Below are 18,586 nucleotides of genomic sequence, written 5' to 3'. Positions count from 1 at the left end.
CAGTTTTGAAGGAGGGGAAATTGAATGAATAAAGACTTGTTAGAGGAACTCCTTAGTGATGTGGACGCTCGGCAGGATGAGATGATTGAGTTACTGAAGACACTCATTTCCTATGAAACTCCTGCTCCACCTGCTCGGAACACGAAAGAAGCACAGGACTTTGTAGCTGAGTATTTGAGTCATCTAGGTTTTGAGATTGATATGTGGGATGTGTATCCGAACGATCCCAATGTTGTGGGGTTTTTAAAGGGCACAGATAGTGGGCGTTATAAGAGTCTCATTATTAATGGTCATGTTGATGTTGCAGAGGTAAGTCCTGATGAAGCTTGGGAATTAGACCCTTTCACTCCAATTGTCCGTGATGGATATGTTATTGGTCGTGGAGCCGCTGATATGAAAGGTGGCTTAGCTGGTGCACTCTTTGCTCTGAGATTACTTCGAGAGAAAGGAGTGAAATTTCCTGGTGATCTTTCATTTCAATCAGTGATTGGAGAAGAAGTCGGGGAAGCAGGAACGTTGCAATGCTGTAAGCGTAACGGTGGCGCGAAGGCAGATTTTGCGATTGTGGTAGACACGAGTGATTTACATATTCAAGGACAAGGTGGCGTTATTACTGGGTGGATTACGATTAAAAGTGAGAGAACATTTCACGATGCAACTCGCCGCAATATGATTCATGCTGGTGGTGGTCTAATTGGTGCTAGTGCCATTGAAAAGATGACAAAAGTGATTCAAGGTTTGCAAGATTTAGAAAGACACTGGGCAGTGACAAAGAGTTACCCTGGTTGTCCACCTGGAGCAAATACGATTAATCCTGCTGTAATTGAGGGCGGACGTCATGCCGCTTTCATTGCAGATGAGTGCCGATTATGGATTACTGTTCATTTTTATCCGAATGAGAATCATGAAGAAGTGAGTCGAGAGATTGAGGAACATATTTTGAATGTGGCAAAAGGGGATCCTTGGTTGAAAGACAATTTACCTAGGTTTGAATGGGGTGGAACTTCCATGATTGAGGATCGTGGAGAGATATTCCCTTCACTAGCGGTGGATCCTGCAAATGAAGGAGTTCAGTTGTTGGCTAAGAAGCACCAAGGTATCGTAGGTTCTGAAGCGGTAGTGGATGTTTCCCCAACTGTTACCGACGGTGGTTGGCTTGGTGCAGAAGGTATTCCTACAGTTATATACGGTCCTGGCGATTTGCAAAATGCCCATGCAGTGAATGAGCAAGTTTCTATTAAACAGCTAGTGGAATATACGAAAGTGCTATTAACGTTTATTTATGAGTGGGCTAATACAAAGAAATAAGAAAATACAGTGTGTTTTGTATTGTCACAAAAAGTTCAGGGACCTGGGACCGTACGAATTTGTGAACAATTTGGATATGTTCACAAAATTGTCGGGGGTCTGGTCCCGGAACAAAAGTTCGGGGACCAGACCGGTGAATGGTTGACCGGTGAAAGGTTTGTGAAAGGTTTGTGAGTGATATATCAAACTTAGATTTTATTAGAGGGGTGTTTCGTTATGACTATGAAGTTTAGTGAGCGTTTATATGATAAGTTGCAGCCGATTTGGAGACAGAATCATGCTCATCCGTTTGTTAGGGGGATTGGGGATGGTACGCTGGATAAAGAGAAGTTTCGTTTCTTTATGGTGCAGGATTATTTGTATTTAATTGATTATGCAAAGCTGTTTGCTATTGGTGCGGTTAAGGCAACAGATGTGGAGACGATGGGGAAGTTTGCTAACTTATTAGATTCTACATTAAATGAAGAAATGTCGTTACACCGTGAATATGGAAAGAAGTTTGGGATTTCAGAAGAAGAGTTTGAAAAGGCAGATCCTTCTCCAACGACTCTTGCGTATACTCATTACATGCTTCACGTTGGGCAAAACGGTACACTTGCGGAGCTTGTTGCAGCACTTCTACCTTGCATGTGGAGCTATTGGGAGATCGGGAAAGAGTTAAATGAAGTACCTGGAGCAAGTGATCATGAATTTTATGGAGAATGGATCCAAATGTACAGTTCTAACGAGTTTGGCGACCTCGCGAAATGGTGTATCAATCTACTAGATGAACTTACAGAAGGAAAGTCAGATGCGGAGCTTGAGAAACTCGAAGAAATTTTCTTAAATACCACTCGTTTTGAGTATATGTTCTGGGATATGTCTTACAACGAGGAAATGTGGCCAATCAATGAGTAAGCCAGCATTACAATTCGAAAAAATTAGCTTTACCTATCCACCTTCAAAAGGATCGGATGAAAAGGTTATTTTCGATAACCTTGATTTCCAAGTGAATACAGGAGAGTTTGTATGCATTATTGGACCTAGTGGTTCAGGAAAGACGACTCTCTTTAAATTAGTGACAGGTCTTATGCAACCAACTATTGGAAGTATTTTATTAAACGGTGAAAACGAAGAAAAACGTCTCGGAAAAGTTGGATATATGCCGCAACAAGATCTACTTATGCCATGGCGAACAATTATGGATAATGCCGCTCTGCCGTTAGAGATAAAAGGAATTCCGAAAAAAGAGGCACAAACTCAGGTGCGACAACTCCTTGATGAGTTCGGTTTAACCGGGGTAGAAAACAAATATCCAAGTGACTTATCTGGCGGTATGAGACAACGAGTATCCTTTTTGCGAACCGTACTAAGTGGGTCTAATGTACTTTTGCTGGATGAACCGTTTAGTTCTCTAGATGCAATTACTCGTTTAAACATGCAGGAATGGCTTCTAAACCAATGGGAAAAATATAAATCTACCGTTCTCTTCATAACTCATGACGTAGATGAAGCATTATTTTTGGCAGATCGAGTATTTGTTTTTACCGAAGCTCCTATCCAGCAGTTTTATGAGTTGAAGGTTCCTCTTGAAAGACCTCGACAATTAAAAGATATCCATAAGACGAAGGTTATTGAGCTAAAAGAGTATTTAATCGACCAGCTACGATCGAGGGTGTTGCCATGAAACAATGGAAAGATTATATTGCGCCAGCTCTCCTTATACTAACCGGACTCGTACTTTGGGAAGTTGTTGCTAGAATCATAGGTTTAGCTTTTATATTGCCATCACCGACTCAAGTAGCTGTAAAGCTATGGGATTTGCGGAGTGTCTTACTTATAGGACATCTTCCCGCAACGTTATCTGTTATTTTAACAGGACTTCTTCTATCGATCCTGTTAGGTGTTGGGTTAGCAGTTTGGATGAATACTAGTAAAACAGCTGAAAAGGCGTTTTACCCTATACTGATTGCATCTCAAACCATCCCAATCATTGCTTTAGCACCAATCTTCGTTCTTTGGTTTGGCTATTCTATTTGGAGTAAGGTTGCAGTTACATTACTTATTACGTTTTTCCCTATAACGGTGAATACGTTTGATGGACTTCGGTCCAGCAACAAGGAGTTACGGGATTTACTATATACGATGGGGGCAACAAGGAAAGATATCTTCTTTAAGCTTGATGTACCATCGGCATTACCACATTTTTTCTCTGGGTTAAAAGTGGCAGTAACACTAAGTGTTATTGGTGCTGCCATTGGAGAATGGCTCGGTGCTCAAGCAGGACTTGGCTATTTTAGCCGTAGAATGATGACACAGTTTGATGGTGCAGGGGTATTTGCACCGATTGTACTGTTATCAATTGTAGGAATTGTGTTGTTTTTGTTTGTTAATTTACTAGAAAAACTTGCATTTAAATGGAGGAAATGAAAATGAAAAAATTATTATTGTTAAGTTTTACACTGTTATTATTGCTTGTGGCTTGTGGAGATGGTGAAGCACAAGGCGGGAACGCCGATGAGGCGGAGCTAACGGAAATCGATATTATGTTGGATTGGTACCCGAATGCAGTACACAGCTACTTATATACTGCAATTGAACGTGGTTTTTTTGAAGAAGAAGGGATAAAAGTAAATATTCAATTCCCGGCTAATCCTACGGACCCTATTAATCTGGCTGCGGCAGGGCAAATTACGTTAGGGATTACCTATCAGCCTGATGTGGTTACTGCTCGTGCGAATCAAGATGTGCCGGTGAAATCCATTGGGGCAATTGTAAGATCCCCTCTAAATCATACGATTTTCTTAGAGGATAGTGAGATTCAATCTCCGAGTGATCTGGAAGGGAAAACTGTTGGTTATCCTGGAATCCCAGTAAATGAAGCGTTAATTAAAACGATGGTTGCGAATGATGGTGGGAATCCTGATAATGTAACTATGGTGGATGTTGGATTTGAACTAGGTTCTTCTATTGTTAGTGGACGTGTAGATGCGGTAACAGGGGCGTACATCAATCATGAGGTTCCTGTGTTACGTCATGATGGTCATGAAACTCGTTATTTTAATCCTGTTGATTATGGAGTTCCTAGTTTCTATGAGTTAGTGTTTGTAACGAATGATGCTACGTGGGAGAGTGATTCAGAGCTAATCAAAGCTTTCTGGCGTGGAGCAACAAAGGGGTATGAGTTTATGGTGGAAAACCCTGATGAGGCGTTGCAAATTTTATTAGATAACCAAGATGAAGCGAACTTTTCATTAGTGGAATCTGTAGAAAAAGAAAGCTTACAAATCTTATTACCAAAAATGGAGTCTGCAAATGGTTTCGGAAGTCAGGATGCTGAGTCTTGGCAAGAGACGATCGATTGGATGTTAGAGTTCGGGTTGATTGAGGAAGAGCCGAATTTGGATGAGATTTTTGTGAATATTGTAGAGTGAGACCATAAGATAGAGGCCCATTTTTTCCTTTGGGTCTCTTTTTTATGCTCTGTTAAACGTTGCTGTTGAGTAAGAAAGTATTCTTAGTACATTCTGCGAACTTTCATTTCTTTGAAAACATTCTCATTTTCCCTTTCTATGATTCCTCTTTCCTATATAATGAAAGGTAGAATAAATAGGAGGGATATATGATGACATTGAACATTGGCCTTGTAGGAACGGGTTGGTTTTCGAAAATGCACGCTGAAATTCTAAGCAAAATAGAGGATGTGAATATCTCTGGAATTTGTGGGTCTTCCCAAGTGAAAGCAGATAAAATGGCACAGCAGTTTTCCAGTGCAAAAGGGTATGAGTCGATTCACACCTTGCTAGAGGATCAGAAGCTTGACGCTCTTTATATTTGTGTACCACCGTTTGCCCATGGAGAGATAGAATTAGCTGCAGTCGAGCACAATATCCCGTTTTTTGTGGAAAAACCATTAAGCACAGACTTACAAACGCCATCTCTCATTCTCGATGCAATCAAAAACAAAAACCTAATAACTTCCGTCGGTTATCACTTTCGATACCACGATAGTGCGCAACGTGCGAAATTACTTCTACAAGAACAAACCATTGGAATGTCGTTAGGATACTGGATGGGGAATATGCCAGGAGTTTATTGGTGGAGAAAACAAGATGGATCTGGAGGTCAGTTTGTGGAACAGACAACACATATTGTAGATTTACTTCGATACTTAGTTGGTGACGTAAAAGAAGTTTATGCAGCTTTTTCCAATCGAGTTTTACACGAAAAAGAAACTGGTGTGGATGTTGCCGATGTTGGTACTGTGACGATGAAGATGGAGAATGGTTCTGTCGCTACCATTTCTAATACATGTATACTCCCTGCTGGTGGTAAAAATGGATTACATATTTATACCGATCAAGGGGTTTTGGAAGTGGACCAAGGGAATTTAATCGAAACCGCAGTAGGACGAAAGACAGAATACAAAAACCAGTCCAATCCATATGAAACAGAAACGAATGCATTTTTACATGCCTTGCGAACAGGGGATACATCAGGAATTCTATCAACGTATGCTGATGCGTGGAAATCACAGCAGGTGGCTGTTGCGGCAAATGAATCAGCTAAATCTGGTAAGCCTGTAATTCTATAATTTACATGGGGAGGAAGTAAGGGAATCCTCCCCTCGTAACTTACGATCCTACCATTTCCCCTCCATTTACATGCAATACTTGCCCTGTCACATAGCAAGAATCCGTAGAAGCTAAATAAACAAAGGTAGGCGCTAACTCAAATGGTTGGCCAGGTCTTTTCATTGGTGTATTTGTGCCGAATGTTTTCACTTCATCTTCGGAAAACGATGATGGTATTAGTGGTGTCCAAATTGGACCTGGAGCTACTGCATTCACTCGAATACCATCTTCCGCTAACGATTTCGACATCGATCTTGTGAAGGTAACGACAGCTCCTTGCGTTGCCGAGTAGTCGATCAGTTTTTCATGACCTCTGTATGCTGTTACCGAAGAAGTGTTGATGATACTGCTCCCTGCTTTCATGTGCGGTAATGCTGCTTTTGTCATATAAAAAAAGGAAAATATGTTTACTTTAAACGTATATTCCAGTTGTTCTGCTGAAATATCTAATATGGATTCCTTCGGATATTGCACTGCAACATTATTTATTAACGTATCAATTCTCTTAAAATAATTCATCGTTTCATTTACTACGTGCTGACATACGTGCTCTTCACTAAGATCTCCAGAAATCGTCAAACACCTTCGACCAAGCTGCTCAATTCTTTGCTTCGTCTCTTCTGCATCTTGATGCTCATTATAATAAGGGATAACGATATGAGCCCCTTCTTTTGCAAAGGCAATGGCAGTTGCTCTTCCAATACCACTGTCTCCACCAGTAATAATAGCGACTTGGTCTTTTAGCTTATTAGATCCTGTATAATTAGGATTCTCTGCAATTGGTCTAGGTTTCATTTCATGTTCATACCCTGGGTGTTGCTCCTGGTGTTGAGGTGGAAAAGAAATAGGCTGGTCTTCACACTTTACTTTCTTATCATAATAAGGGTAAAAAGGATACAAGGGAATTCCCCCTCCTTATTTCATAGGTGATTTACCATATAGCCTATTCACTGGGCATGGCTTAAGTGAAAAAGGATTTTCTAACCTTATCCCTTATTAAAAAGTTTCAAATATTTGTATAATAGCAGGTCCTAATAATACGATAAAAATACATGGAAAGATAAACAAAACTAGAGGAAACAACATTTTAATTGGTGCTTTCATTGCCTGTTCCTCTGCACGTTGCTTTCTTTTTTGGCGTATCTCATCTGATTGAACACGCAAAATTTGCACCATCCCTATGCCTAACTGTTCCGCTTGAATAATACTTCCAATGAGAGTTTGCACATCCTCAGCGGTTAATCGTTGCTTAATTCCAGTAAGTGCCTCACGTCTTGTTTTTCCAAGTCTCACTTCCTCTAAGCACCTTTGAAATTCATCTGACAAAACCCCATCTCGTTTTTCTACTACCTTACTTAGCGCAGAATCAAAGCCCAATCCCGCTTCAATACTAACAGTAACAAGATCAATAAAGTCAGGTAACTCTCTCATCGCTTGTTTATTTCGAGCATTCGTTTTTTGCTTCAAATAATAGGAAGGATAAAAAAGTGCAATAAGAAAACCTATCAGTACAAAGAGGAGAACTCTACTAATATCCATATTTAGCATATACCCATAGCCCCCAGCGATCATAGGCAAAAGAGAAAATAAGATAAGTTGGACGAATCGGAACTCCACCGCTGTCATTCTAAATGGATTTCCCGCTTGGAGAAGCTTATTCTCTAATTTTTCTTGTTTCTCGCTATCGATGTTTTTCTGAAAAGATCGTTTCATCTTTTTCCAAGTAGGAATAATGACTCTTTTTGAAAAAGACAGTTTACTCATATCATCATCAGATTCAATAATACTCCGTTGCTCTTGAAAAACTGATTGGAGTCTGCCATTAATTAGTAGCCGCTTTTCCTTTCTCCATAAAACGATTCCAAGTACAAGTAACAATAGGCTTGAAATATAGGTCATTATTATCATAGAATTACACCTCAATTGTTGTTAGTTTTCGAATAAATACAAAGCCTAGAATACATGAAACAGAGGCAATTCCAATAAGAACTAACCCAATGGGGTGTGTAAACAGTACACTCATATAATTAGGTTCAATAATAAAGATAAGACCACCTAGTACAACAGGTAAAAGGCCAACTACCATTCCGGACATCCTACCTTGTGCTGTTAACGTACTAATTTGACCTTGTATTTTAATACGATCTCGGATGGTTTGTACAATCGTCTCTAGAACAGTAGCTAAGTTGCCGCCCACCTGACGTTGAATAATAATGGCTTGTATCATAATATCTAAATCCTCACTAGGCATACGTTCCTTTAAATGATTCAAAGCTTCTTCTACCGTTGCTCCGTACTGCATTTCTTTTAGTACTGTAGCCATTTCTTCTTTTATAGGGGAAGCTGACTCCTCCATTACTGATTGTAATGCTTGTGGAAAACTAAACCCAGCTCTTAAGGCACCGATAATCGTAGAAATCATTTCTGGAAGTCCTGCATTGAACTTTTTCAACCTAGCTGCTTTTTTGTTCTTTACAATGTATTTTGGAATTATTGCACCTATAAATGCACCTAGAGGCAATACAAAAATACTATTGATAAATAAGTAAATAATACCTGCTACTAGAGCGATGGAAATCCATCGAAACATGATAAACTCTTCTGGTTTTAACGGGATACCTGCTTGAATTAATTCTTTTTCTATTAGATTATTTTTATCTTTTTTCTCTAATCTTCTCTTTATCCTTTGTTTCGTAAGTCGAAAATCAAGCATCATCTTAAACTTTACTGGTTCAAAAACTTCCTTCTCATCCTGCAATAAATATTGCTTTACTCGTAACTCCATTTGTTTGTGCTTCGCAAGAAATATCTTTTGAAAGATGAAAGTAAATAAGAAGAAAGTGAACAGAAGAAAGGTTATTATCAATAAGCTTTTCATCCTTTCCACTCCTCTTCTTTTATAAATACATTAGGCGCAATAGTAATACCTGAGCTCTCTAATTTTTCATAAAATTTTGGTCTAATCCCAGTTGGCACGAGCCTTCCTTTCAGTTTTCCAGTATCATCGAGTCCTGTTTGTTCGAAGGTGAAAATATCCTGCAACACGATAACGTCGCCTTCTAACCCTTGCACCTCTGTAATTTTCACAATTTTTCTCGTTCCATCCTTTAATCGAGATTGTTGAATAATTACATCGATGGCTCCTGCTATTTGTTCACGTATTGCCTTTACAGGTAACTCAACTCCAGCAAGTAATACCATCGTTTCCAAACGAGCGATCATATCCCGTGGACTGTTAGAGTGACCGGTTGCTAGTGACCCATCATGCCCAGTATTCATTGCTTGTAGCATGTCTAACGCTTCAGCTCCCCTTACTTCCCCAATTACGACTCGGTCTGGTCGCATTCGTAAGGAGTTTCTCACTAAATCTCGTATAGTTATTGCACCTTTTCCCTCTATATTCGGAGGTCTCGATTCGAGAGAGACAACATGTTCTTGTCCTAACTGGAGCTCGGCAGCATCTTCTATCGTTACAATCCTCTCATCGTTTGGTATGAAGTTCGATAATACATTTAACGTTGTTGTTTTCCCAGATCCTGTTCCTCCACTGACAAAAATGTTCAGTCTTGCTTTTACACAAGCATCAAGGAATGTCGCCATTTCGTTTGTTAATGTTCCAAACCTAACGAGATCGTCTATCACAAATGGGTCCTTCGCAAACTTTCGAATAGTAATAGTTGGTCCGTTTAAAGCAAGTGGAGGTATGATTGCATTTACTCGCGATCCATCTGGTAACCTTGCGTCTACCATGGGACTGCTCTCATCGATTCTTCTTCCAATAGGAGCAACAATTTTTTCAATTACATGTAAAACATGATCATTATCACGGAAGACCACATCTGTTAATATAAGCTTTCCTTTTCGTTCACAATAGACTTGATTCGGTCCATTTACCATAACTTCTGAAACTTCTTCATCCAATAGGAGAGGATTAATTGGTCCAAACCCAGTTAAATCATTTATTAATTCCTCCACTACTTTGGAGCGATCAAAGTTTCCCCTAAAGGATTCATCTTCTTTAATGATTTCTAACGCCATTGCATCTATTTTTGGAATCAGTGTATCTACTTCATCCAAATCCTTAATTTCTTGAAGGATTTGTTTATGCAATTTATTCTTAAGCTCTTTATGCTTGTCCGTAGCGGGTGCTTTTTTCTTTTTTGTTTGTGTCTCTTGTTTTTGAGGTACAGATTTTACAGATGCGTTGGAGATTCCTACCTCCACTTCATCTTTCTTTTTTGGTTCTGAGGAAACAGCAGTATGAGGTCTATAATCCTTTTGGCTTTTTATTCTCGTTAACAGACTCATATCATGTCACACCTCTATTTTCTAGGTAGTATTTTGTGTAAGAAAGATTTTTTCTCTTTCGGTTTGATTGCTTGTTTCGATATAATCGATTCTGTCATTTTAAAAATTGCCTTTGATAAGTCACACTTTGCTTGGTTACTCACAAAAGGTATACCCAAATTCATTGATTGAGAGGCGATTTTAAAATTATTTGGGATAAAAAAAGAATTTGCTTCTCCTAACATCTTAGATACTTCGTCTGCTTTAAGTAAGCTTTCCATATTATACCGATTCACAACTAATTGTACTTTTTCACGCATATTAATTTGTGTGAAAGCCTCTAATAATAACTTCGTATTTTTTAGCGCGGTCATTTCTAAATTAGTTACGATAAGAATTTCGTCCGCTTTATCAAGAATATCCATTGATTGCTCTTGTATCCCAGTTCCATTATCAACAATCACATAATCATTTTGCTTTAAAAGAGCGTCAATCACGATTGTAACAGCCTCACTTGAAACAAGTTCCGCATATTCAGGTCGATCTGGTGCCGCTAAAACCTTAACAGAGGATAAGTGATTTGTAGTATAGTTCATAATTGTATCTTCACTTATCCCATCAATTTCTTCTATAACATCCTTTATAGAAAAAGTTGGCTTTAGGTCCAGTGCCAAACAAACATCCCCAAATTGAAAGTCTCCATCTACTAGCGTTACATCAAGATTTTTCTTCTTGAAAGCTAAAGCTAAATTTACTGAAATGAGTGTTTTTCCTATTCCACCTTTTGCGCTACAAACAGCAATGAGCTTTCCTTGCTTCTCTAGTTGATTACTATCTTCTGCTGCCATAGCAAACCCTCCTTTATACATTACCTCAGTGTTACTATTTCGTATTGTCTTCATGAATAAGACTAGAATGTAAGATTAGCTGTAATGGGCCTTTATAGGATGCATTAATTATTTCTCGAGCATCATCAGGAGATAACTCTAATGTTACTGCATTGTATTCTATATGCTCCTCTGTTCCTGATGTTGGAGGAATCATTTTTCTACCCACCGATAATACACGTACTTCTTCTAAAACTACAGAAGTCTCATATGTAGAGACTTCCTCTTCTCCCTTTTTCTCTTCCGTTAAAATAACATCCACAAAATCTTCTGGCTCAATAAGGGTGGAAACGGATTGAACATAGTTTACATTGATTGAAACAGCTCTATTTCCTTCTTGAACTTTTCTCGACACAAACCTATTCTCTTCTTTCTCAGATTTCATTCTGTGTGTCAAGATTACCTCACCCTGCTCTATATCTGTTGTAGCAAATTGGCCTTCCAGATCCGCCATGGTCATTACTGTAGATGGATGTAAACCTTGTTCTGGTACTTCCGTCATTTCAAGTACATCTACGGAAATCAGTTGATTCATAGTAATTTTTTCACGTGCAGTAACAACTGTAGCCATTGGTTCTTGTCGTACCATTACATCCTCGGCCTGTCCGTATTGTTGAATGTATTGGAAAAACAAGACGGTAGAAATGATTCCCATAACTAATGCTAATAGTAAGACCATTTTTGATCTCATATTTCTTCACCTACTCCGTTAATCTAATGCTGTATGCTCCTTTATCTCTTGCACCTTCACCAATAAACGTTTTATTTGAACTAACATCTCTAATATAATAGCCTTTTATAGACGTATCACTACTACTCATCCGTTCTGCGATATAGAAATAAGCAAATCCAGTAACTTCTACTTCAATAAGCTTGTTGTTCTGATATCTCGAGTCTTTATATACGGGAACTAACAAGATTCTCGAACAATTAGGTTCGTCGACACTACTACAACTGTCCACCTTGTTATCAATAATACTCTTTGTTCCTGCCTTTACCCCTGTTTCGGTTGCTAATTTATCACCTATACTCAGCAACTGATCAAAACCTTCATCTAAATAACGATAGTAGTCAGGAGCACCAGGCCTATTCAATTGCAAAATCCCATAATTACCTATCGTTCCATTAGAGGAACCAACATGTAAAGGATACGGTTCTCCAGGATTTTCTGGATCGTAAAATTCTAACTCTATATCTTCATGTATCCCTAAAGGAGCAGCACCATAAGCATGTCCAATTGCTCCTATACTTGCCGTTGCACTTGCTGATATCGTTACGGATTCTTTTCCAAGTAACTTAGAAAACGCAAGGGAGACTGGCTTGCTAAGATAAACTTTTACACTGGTTGGCTGAATATCAGGTTCCCCTATAAGACTACTTTCTTCTTCATGAAGACCAAGAATTTCATTTACTGTCTGTCTTGCATTTACTTCTCCATTCTTAGCTAATCCTTGTGCTCCTGATAAAGCAGCTGCATTTGCTACCTTTTGTAAGTGACTTTTCGTGGCATATAAATTTCCACCATCAATAACTAATCCCGCTAACATTAATAATCCCGTAAAAGCAAAAGAAACAAATACAAGAATATTGCCATTTTCACTTTTTATGAGTTTCATTATATGTTTTTTCATCGTTTATCCTCTCATTCAATTCGAATGGTTGAATCACTCTTTAATACGATTGCTCTCGATAAAAGATTACTTACAAAAGGCATCAATGTTTCAATTGGATATTCTAATCTCACAGTAAGGTATTCCCCTGTTCTTCTCGATTCTATGGAAGGACTTATAAAAACTTCTAGCTTAGTCGCATCGCCAGCACTGAAGTTTTCCCTAGCAAAAAGTTCTAGCTCACTATCTGTTCGACCAAAGGATCCAATTCTAACTGTTTCTTGTGTTGTGAAATGTAACCCCGTATATGTGTAAAGCATTCTACCTATATCAAAAATACCAATAAGAACAATCAGTAAAATGGGAATTACTAAAGCAAATTCCACTAACGATTGTCCTTTTTCTTCCCGTATCATAAGAAAACAACTCCTTTTAGAAAGAAGGCTAGAAATGCACCACCTGCTATTGCAACCCCATAAGGAAATGCAATTCGATTATGAAAGTCGATATTCGGATTTATCCCGTGTCTTAAGCCTAAAATTGTATAGAAGAGTGCTTTTATCCTACGGAATAGTCCTTTTCTAAAAAGAAGCATCCACAACCCTATCACAGCACCAATTAATGCCATATATACAGCTGTCGTTAATACAAATGTAATTCCGTGTATCGCACCAATAAGTGCTAATAACTTAACATCCCCTGCACCCATTCCTCCTAGTAAATACGGAATAAGAAGAATACCTAGACCAACTACAAACCCTAGTAAACTACTGGATATTCCTGACCAACCATAGAAGATTGCGTTAAGAAGGAGAGCAATAATAAGTGCTGGAAAAATTACTTTGTTGTAAATTTTCCTGTTTTTTAAATCAGTAATAACACATACAGTGAGGACAGCAATTAGTAAAAAATTCAGTAATAACATCTTGCTATCTTCCTTTCTAAATCGAAGTAATTTTTGTAGAAAAAATGAGGCTGGAACAAAAGTGTTTTCAGCAAAGAGAAATCCGAACGAAATGATGCTTGGTATACTATCCTCTGCAGAAAGATACTGCGCTTTCCGCGGGCGGCTGGTGAGCTGGTGAGCCGCCGAGCGCTTAAGCACGCTTGGGGTCTCTCCCTTGCCTTTTGATCCCGCCGGAGTCTTCGTATCTTTCCTCCGCTAGGTTACCTATCGTTCGTCTTTTCAATGTTACACTTTCGTTATGTCCCAGTCTCATTCCATTTACATATTTATAAAATTCTAAATAGTGAACAATTAAGGTTTATTCCCCTACTTCAGCCTCAAATTCTCCTATAATACTTTCAAATAATCCTTTTATTGTTTCTCCGAATCCCGACAATAAAGCTACAACCCCAACAGCTATAACTCCTAATACTAAAGCATACTCCGCCATACCTTGTCCTTCTTCTTCTACTACTAACGCTTTAAGTTTGTTTACTAACATAATTTACACGCTCCTCTTTTTATTTTATAAATTTCATTTTTTGTCCGACTTTTGTCTCGGACCTTTTGACTGTACCGGCTGATAACTCCACAACTGAGTGTGCACCTTTGTACCGCTTACCTACTTTTCCTGGTGCTAATGCTTCATCGATAGCTACAACCTGATTATCCTTATTAATGTATAGAATATCGATTGCATAATTCATAAAGTAGGTGTGAACCGATGGGCAGGGTTTAATGTGTAATCCATCACCTATGGGAAGCTTTTTTGTAAACATTAAGCCTTTTAATCTCTTAAAAAAGCTATACGCTTGGTTAACGTTTGCGGCTATTACCCTGTCGTTACCCAGGTTTACTAATTTCAATGCTTCACCTCCAAGCAATAAAAAATACCCCCGCCTCTACCGAAAGCGGGGGTACTTCCTCGTAATTCTTCAGAATAAATAAGCTGAGTAAATAAACTCTGCTTTCATTATATAGAAGAAATTACTCCCTGTTCTTTCGGTAACTGGCTAGCTTTGTGTTTCCACCGAAGCCCCTATAGCTTTGCGTCACTGGTTTTCACCAGCTTTGCCTTTATCGAGAATCAGCGTTTTGTCCGACTGAACTCTTAATTAAATGATAGATGAGAACAAAGAAATACAAAATCCAACATTATACTCATTTTTTTTACACGTTTTTTCGACAAAATTGACAATCTTTAAGAAAGTAACAAATATAACTATGCCCTCTCGTTACATTAGTTGGTACTTTTTTCACATAACTATAGATTTTTTCAATTTATTACATAATTACTAGTTATAACAGCCTATTTTTTGCTTTTGAACAAAAAGAGAAAAAACAAACATAAATGCCCATATTTTTTAAAAAATTACGCCCTTTCAAGTCAAAAATGATACATTATTGTATTTGTATTAGCTACTTTAGTAACGCACACTTGGCTTATTATAGGTATATAGTCACACCCCTATTCATCATGATCTAGGTCTTACAAGACAACACAATACTCCTGTTGACCAAGTCTATCCTCGCTGGAGTTACTACCTCGATTAGAACATCTGATACTCTCACACCTAAAGGAGTGGGGTTCTAATCTACTTAGTTTACGATGGATGCCCCTATATCAATACCAACTCGTTTATCGGCACACTCTGTTTGCTTCGTTTCACAGGAATTAGATTTCTTCGGAGCAACACCTTCCAAAATGAGTTGTACGTAGTATACATAGTTGTCTTTACTCCATTTTTATGTCCCAGCCTCCATGTATTATGTTTTACTCTCCCATATAAATCATCGTATGCTCCAACACATCCTCAAACGTTGTACCTGTGATAGGAGACCCATCTGTAGCTTCCATAGGCTTCACTCGATAAATATCATCAAGAATCACTACAGTAGGCTCGATTTGTGGAGTAGTGATAGTAACGGTGGATTCATTACCCACGGTTTCTTTTGTTACCTCCACTGTAGCAACGCCACCTATATCAGTGAACTCAAAATATTGCCCTGAAAAGAAATTACCCAACGAATAAAAGACCGTAGTTTCATGTCCTGTTTCCTCATTTTTTATCACATCAATTGGTTGTAGCACATGAGGATGATGACCAAAGACAATATCAACTTCTAGTTCAGCTAAAAACTGTGCCAAATCTCTCTGATTTTGATTAGGTTCACGAATATACTCGGTTCCCCAATGCATATGGACGATGAGTACATCGACTTTTTCACGTAATCGTTCCACATCTTTTGTAATTTGATCTTTATTAATTAAAGGAACGACATACTCATGTCCTGATGGAATAGGAATTCCATTCGTTCCGTATGTATATGCTAATACTCCTAAGGAAATATCCTCTATAGAAACAATTCGATCCGTATTTCGGTCTTCTTGATCTCGGTATACCCCAACATAATCCATACCTACTACATCATACAAATCTAATGCGTTATTAACTGCTTTTAATCCACGATCAATAGTGTGATTGTTTGCACCAATCATCATATCTACCCCTACGTTCTGTAAATCAGTTACAATCTCTTGAGGACTATTGAAAAGTGGATAACCAGACAATCCTAACTCCACACCACCAGGCATGGATTCCATATTAGCCATTAAAAAGTCTGGTGAATGCAATAAATCAGCTACTTCTTCAAAGCTTGGTGAAAAATCATATTTTCCTTCCCCCACTTTTGCCCTATCGTAAACACGATCATGAATAAGTACATCTCCAATAGCACCGATAGTGATGGTGGACTCCCATCTTCGTTCTACATCAATATCATCACGCTCTTGATTAGACCTTTCTGACATATTTCCTATAAGTGATGGTTCTTTTGTAAAGGTTTGTTCATTTCCTTCGTTTACTACATTTTGACATCCAACAAGAAAAACAAATAACAATATCAATATACGTGCGAAATTCATGAAATCACTCCAATATGCTGTGTCTTCATAACGCCTAATATAGCCCTTTATGATTTAGACGATCATTTTTCCGTTTCGATACTTGTCCAATGCGATAGAAAATAAAAGAAATTTCGTACTTCATGTAAAATTATATCAATGTATGTTATCAAGGTAAAAGTAATTTTTCCTATTATTGGAGAACCTTCTTTCCATGTTCAGGATAATTTGTCATAAACCCTGACACTCCCCAATCTATTACCCTTTTCATTTCTTTTTTCTTATCCACTGTATATGGATGAATGAAAAGATTATATTTCCTTACTTCCTCCACGTACTGTTTCGTTATTCTATCTATATTTGGACCAATCCCAATGGCATATTTTTTGATCTCCTTTAGTTCTTTATCAGTACCTTTCCCAATGATAGGGTGCTTTAAGAGTTGGAAAAGGGGGATAGACTTATTTTGGCTGTGAATGATTTGTAAGCTTTCTTTGTCAAACGATTGGATAATAATACAATTGGAACGACCATTTTCTTCAAGTAACTTATACTGTTGTAAAAGATCCAGTACCCTTTTTTCTATACCCCTCGTCTTTAATTCAATAATGTAATTAGTAGCACGACCAAACTTACGAAAAACTTCTTCTAATGTAGGAACCTTCTCATCAATGTAACTTTCATTACTATGATCAGGGTATGTCTCATTAAACCAAGATCCAGCATCTAGCTCTTTTATTTCGGAAATCTTCATCTCTCCGACTTTCCCAGAACCATTTGTGGTTCGATCTACTGTATCATCATGGATGGCAACGAGTACATTGTCCTTCGTTTCATGAACATCAAGCTCTATGTAATCACTTCTCATTTCAATTGCTAATTCAAAAGCGGCTATTGTATTTTCTGGTGCATAAGCAGAGGCTCCTCGATGTGCACCTATATAGAACTCCTCTCCAGTTGGAAGAGTGGCTTGTGCCATTAACTGATTATCTTTTGCCAAAGTAAGCTGAGAAGACGCAAGAGTAAAAATAAGTAAAGCAACAAGAATAATGCGTTTCATGAAAACACCCTTTCAGCCTAACAGTTTATATTTTTTCAAAAAAAATAAGACCGCTACATTTTCTCGATCTTATTTTTGCACAATCATTATTTAATTATTAAGTCTCCATCATAGGAGGTGATAATTTTATATAAATCTGGACGTCGATCTCGGAAAATCCCCCATTCGATTCGTTGCGTTTCTAACGCATCTAAATCAAATTCTGCTACTAGATACGTTTCCTCTGTTCGATCCGCTTCCACAATCTTGTTCCCTTGTGGTCCTGCAATGAACGATGAACCGTAAAACGTTATGCTTGATTCCTCATCCTCTTCTAACCCTACACGATTGGATGCAATCACTGGAACTAAGTTTGCACCAGCATGACCTAACATAACTGTTTGCCAATGATCTCGTGAGTCAATCGTTGAATCCTGCGGCTCTGAGCCAATTGCAGTAGGGTAGAAAATCATTTCTGCTCCCATTAACGCCATACATCTTGCTGCTTCTGGGTACCATTGATCCCAGCAAATACCGATGCCAATTTTCCCGTATCTTGTTTTCCAAACCTTAAAGCCCGTATCACCAGGGTTAAAGTAAAATTTTTCTTCATAGCCCGGTCCGTCTGGAATATGACTCTTTCGATAAGTTCCTAGAATCTCGCCATCCGCATCAATCACAACGAGGGAATTATATCTCGCATTATTTTTCTTTTCATAAAAGCTGATAGGTAGTACAACACGTAGTTCCTTTGCGATCTTTTTGAAATGGTTAATCGCTTTATTAGATTCTACTTCCGTTGCATACGTGTAATAATCAGACTTTTCTTTTTGGCAAAAATAAGGTGTTTCGAACAGCTCTTGCAGTAAGATAATTTGTGCACCTTCTGCAGCAGCTTTTCGTACTAATCCTTCCCCTTTGCTTATATTTTCATCAACGTTGCAAGAGCAGCTCATTTGCGTTGCTGCTACTTTCACTTTCCTCATATCTT

20 protein-coding genes and 1 riboswitch are annotated in these 18,586 nt (G+C 38.3%); of the genes, 6 read left to right on the top strand and 14 right to left on the bottom strand.

The annotated features are described in order from the left end of the window. Positions 1-24 precede the first annotated feature (24 nt). From ACERII_RS03295 to ACERII_RS03270, 6 genes are all read left to right on the top strand, one after another. Positions 25-1,308 carry an acetylornithine deacetylase gene (locus ACERII_RS03295; protein WP_373640018.1) on the top strand — a complete coding sequence of 428 codons (1,284 nt, stop codon included), beginning with the start codon at positions 25-27 and terminating at the stop codon, positions 1,306-1,308. A 222-nt stretch (positions 1,309-1,530) separates the two neighbouring features. Continuing rightward, on the top strand, positions 1,531-2,205 hold the full coding sequence (gene tenA / locus ACERII_RS03290; protein ID WP_373640201.1) for a thiaminase II: 675 nt from the start codon (positions 1,531-1,533) through the stop codon (positions 2,203-2,205). Continuing rightward, on the top strand, positions 2,198-2,974 hold the full coding sequence (locus tag ACERII_RS03285) for an ABC transporter ATP-binding protein (RefSeq protein ID WP_373640016.1): 777 nt from the start codon (positions 2,198-2,200) through the stop codon (positions 2,972-2,974). The genes tenA and ACERII_RS03285 overlap by 8 nt, the downstream gene beginning before the upstream one ends. Beyond that, a complete protein-coding gene (locus ACERII_RS03280; protein WP_373640015.1) occupies positions 2,971-3,717 on the top strand; it encodes an ABC transporter permease in 747 nt (248 codons plus the stop codon). Before ACERII_RS03285 ends, ACERII_RS03280 begins: the two co-directional genes overlap by 4 nt. A gap of 2 nt (positions 3,718-3,719) precedes the next feature. Next, the gene (locus ACERII_RS03275; RefSeq protein ID WP_373640013.1) at positions 3,720-4,721 is read left to right on the top strand and encodes an ABC transporter substrate-binding protein; all 1,002 of its coding nucleotides are present in this window, start codon (positions 3,720-3,722) and stop codon (positions 4,719-4,721) included. 191 nt (positions 4,722-4,912) lie between these two features. Next, complete coding sequence (locus tag ACERII_RS03270) at positions 4,913-5,881, top strand: Gfo/Idh/MocA family protein (protein WP_373640011.1); 969 nt, start codon at positions 4,913-4,915, stop codon at positions 5,879-5,881. Positions 5,882-5,921: 40 nt separating this feature from the next. On the opposite strand, the gene ACERII_RS03265 is transcribed toward ACERII_RS03270, so the two are convergent. From ACERII_RS03265 to aguB, 14 genes are all read right to left on the bottom strand, one after another. Beyond that, positions 5,922-6,821 carry an SDR family oxidoreductase gene (locus ACERII_RS03265; RefSeq protein ID WP_373640010.1) on the bottom strand — a complete coding sequence of 300 codons (900 nt, stop codon included), beginning with the start codon at positions 6,819-6,821 and terminating at the stop codon, positions 5,922-5,924. A 96-nt stretch (positions 6,822-6,917) separates the two neighbouring features. Beyond that, on the bottom strand, positions 6,918-7,829 hold the full coding sequence (locus tag ACERII_RS03260) for a type II secretion system F family protein (protein ID WP_373640009.1): 912 nt from the start codon (positions 7,827-7,829) through the stop codon (positions 6,918-6,920). A gap of 4 nt (positions 7,830-7,833) precedes the next feature. Next, the gene (locus ACERII_RS03255) at positions 7,834-8,799 is read right to left on the bottom strand and encodes a type II secretion system F family protein (protein ID WP_373640007.1); all 966 of its coding nucleotides are present in this window, start codon (positions 8,797-8,799) and stop codon (positions 7,834-7,836) included. Next, on the bottom strand, positions 8,796-10,229 hold the full coding sequence (locus ACERII_RS03250) for a TadA family conjugal transfer-associated ATPase (RefSeq protein ID WP_373640006.1): 1,434 nt from the start codon (positions 10,227-10,229) through the stop codon (positions 8,796-8,798). The genes ACERII_RS03255 and ACERII_RS03250 overlap by 4 nt, the downstream gene beginning before the upstream one ends. A 14-nt stretch (positions 10,230-10,243) precedes the next feature. Continuing rightward, a complete protein-coding gene (locus tag ACERII_RS03245; protein ID WP_373640004.1) occupies positions 10,244-11,056 on the bottom strand; it encodes a CpaE/TadZ family protein in 813 nt (270 codons plus the stop codon). Between the two features lie 34 nt (positions 11,057-11,090). Continuing rightward, on the bottom strand, positions 11,091-11,786 hold the full coding sequence (cpaB, locus tag ACERII_RS03240; protein WP_373640002.1) for a Flp pilus assembly protein CpaB: 696 nt from the start codon (positions 11,784-11,786) through the stop codon (positions 11,091-11,093). 10 nt (positions 11,787-11,796) lie between these two features. Then, positions 11,797-12,726 carry a pilus assembly protein TadG-related protein gene (locus ACERII_RS03235; RefSeq protein WP_373640001.1) on the bottom strand — a complete coding sequence of 310 codons (930 nt, stop codon included), beginning with the start codon at positions 12,724-12,726 and terminating at the stop codon, positions 11,797-11,799. Between the two features lie 11 nt (positions 12,727-12,737). Then, a complete protein-coding gene (locus tag ACERII_RS03230; protein ID WP_373640000.1) occupies positions 12,738-13,121 on the bottom strand; it encodes a TadE/TadG family type IV pilus assembly protein in 384 nt (127 codons plus the stop codon). Then, complete coding sequence (locus tag ACERII_RS03225) at positions 13,118-13,630, bottom strand: A24 family peptidase (protein WP_373639999.1); 513 nt, start codon at positions 13,628-13,630, stop codon at positions 13,118-13,120. The genes ACERII_RS03230 and ACERII_RS03225 overlap by 4 nt, the downstream gene beginning before the upstream one ends. A 340-nt stretch (positions 13,631-13,970) precedes the next feature. Beyond that, positions 13,971-14,153: a Flp family type IVb pilin gene (locus ACERII_RS03220; protein WP_373639998.1), complete on the bottom strand. Its 183-nt coding sequence runs from the start codon at positions 14,151-14,153 to the stop codon at positions 13,971-13,973. A gap of 19 nt (positions 14,154-14,172) precedes the next feature. Then, on the bottom strand, positions 14,173-14,535 hold the full coding sequence (locus ACERII_RS03215; RefSeq protein WP_373639997.1) for a DUF192 domain-containing protein: 363 nt from the start codon (positions 14,533-14,535) through the stop codon (positions 14,173-14,175). Between the two features lie 117 nt (positions 14,536-14,652). Then, positions 14,653-14,737: riboswitch (cyclic di-GMP riboswitch) on the bottom strand. Positions 14,738-15,425: 688 nt separating this feature from the next. Further along, positions 15,426-16,577 (bottom strand): CapA family protein, encoded by a 1,152-nt coding sequence (locus ACERII_RS03210; protein ID WP_373639996.1) that lies wholly within the window; start codon positions 16,575-16,577, stop codon positions 15,426-15,428. Between the two features lie 172 nt (positions 16,578-16,749). Beyond that, positions 16,750-17,616, bottom strand: a complete 867-nt coding sequence (locus ACERII_RS03205) for a glycerophosphodiester phosphodiesterase (protein ID WP_373639995.1) — start codon at positions 17,614-17,616, stop codon at positions 16,750-16,752. A gap of 86 nt (positions 17,617-17,702) precedes the next feature. Continuing rightward, positions 17,703-18,581 (bottom strand): N-carbamoylputrescine amidase, encoded by an 879-nt coding sequence (aguB, locus tag ACERII_RS03200; RefSeq protein ID WP_373639994.1) that lies wholly within the window; start codon positions 18,579-18,581, stop codon positions 17,703-17,705. Between the last annotated feature and the right edge of the window lie 5 nt (positions 18,582-18,586).

The organism is Evansella sp. AB-rgal1 (genome assembly GCF_041820985.1).
Classification (GTDB): Bacteria; Bacillota; Bacilli; order Bacillales; family Salisediminibacteriaceae; genus Evansella.
This window is presented reverse-complemented; position numbering and strand designations above follow the sequence as displayed.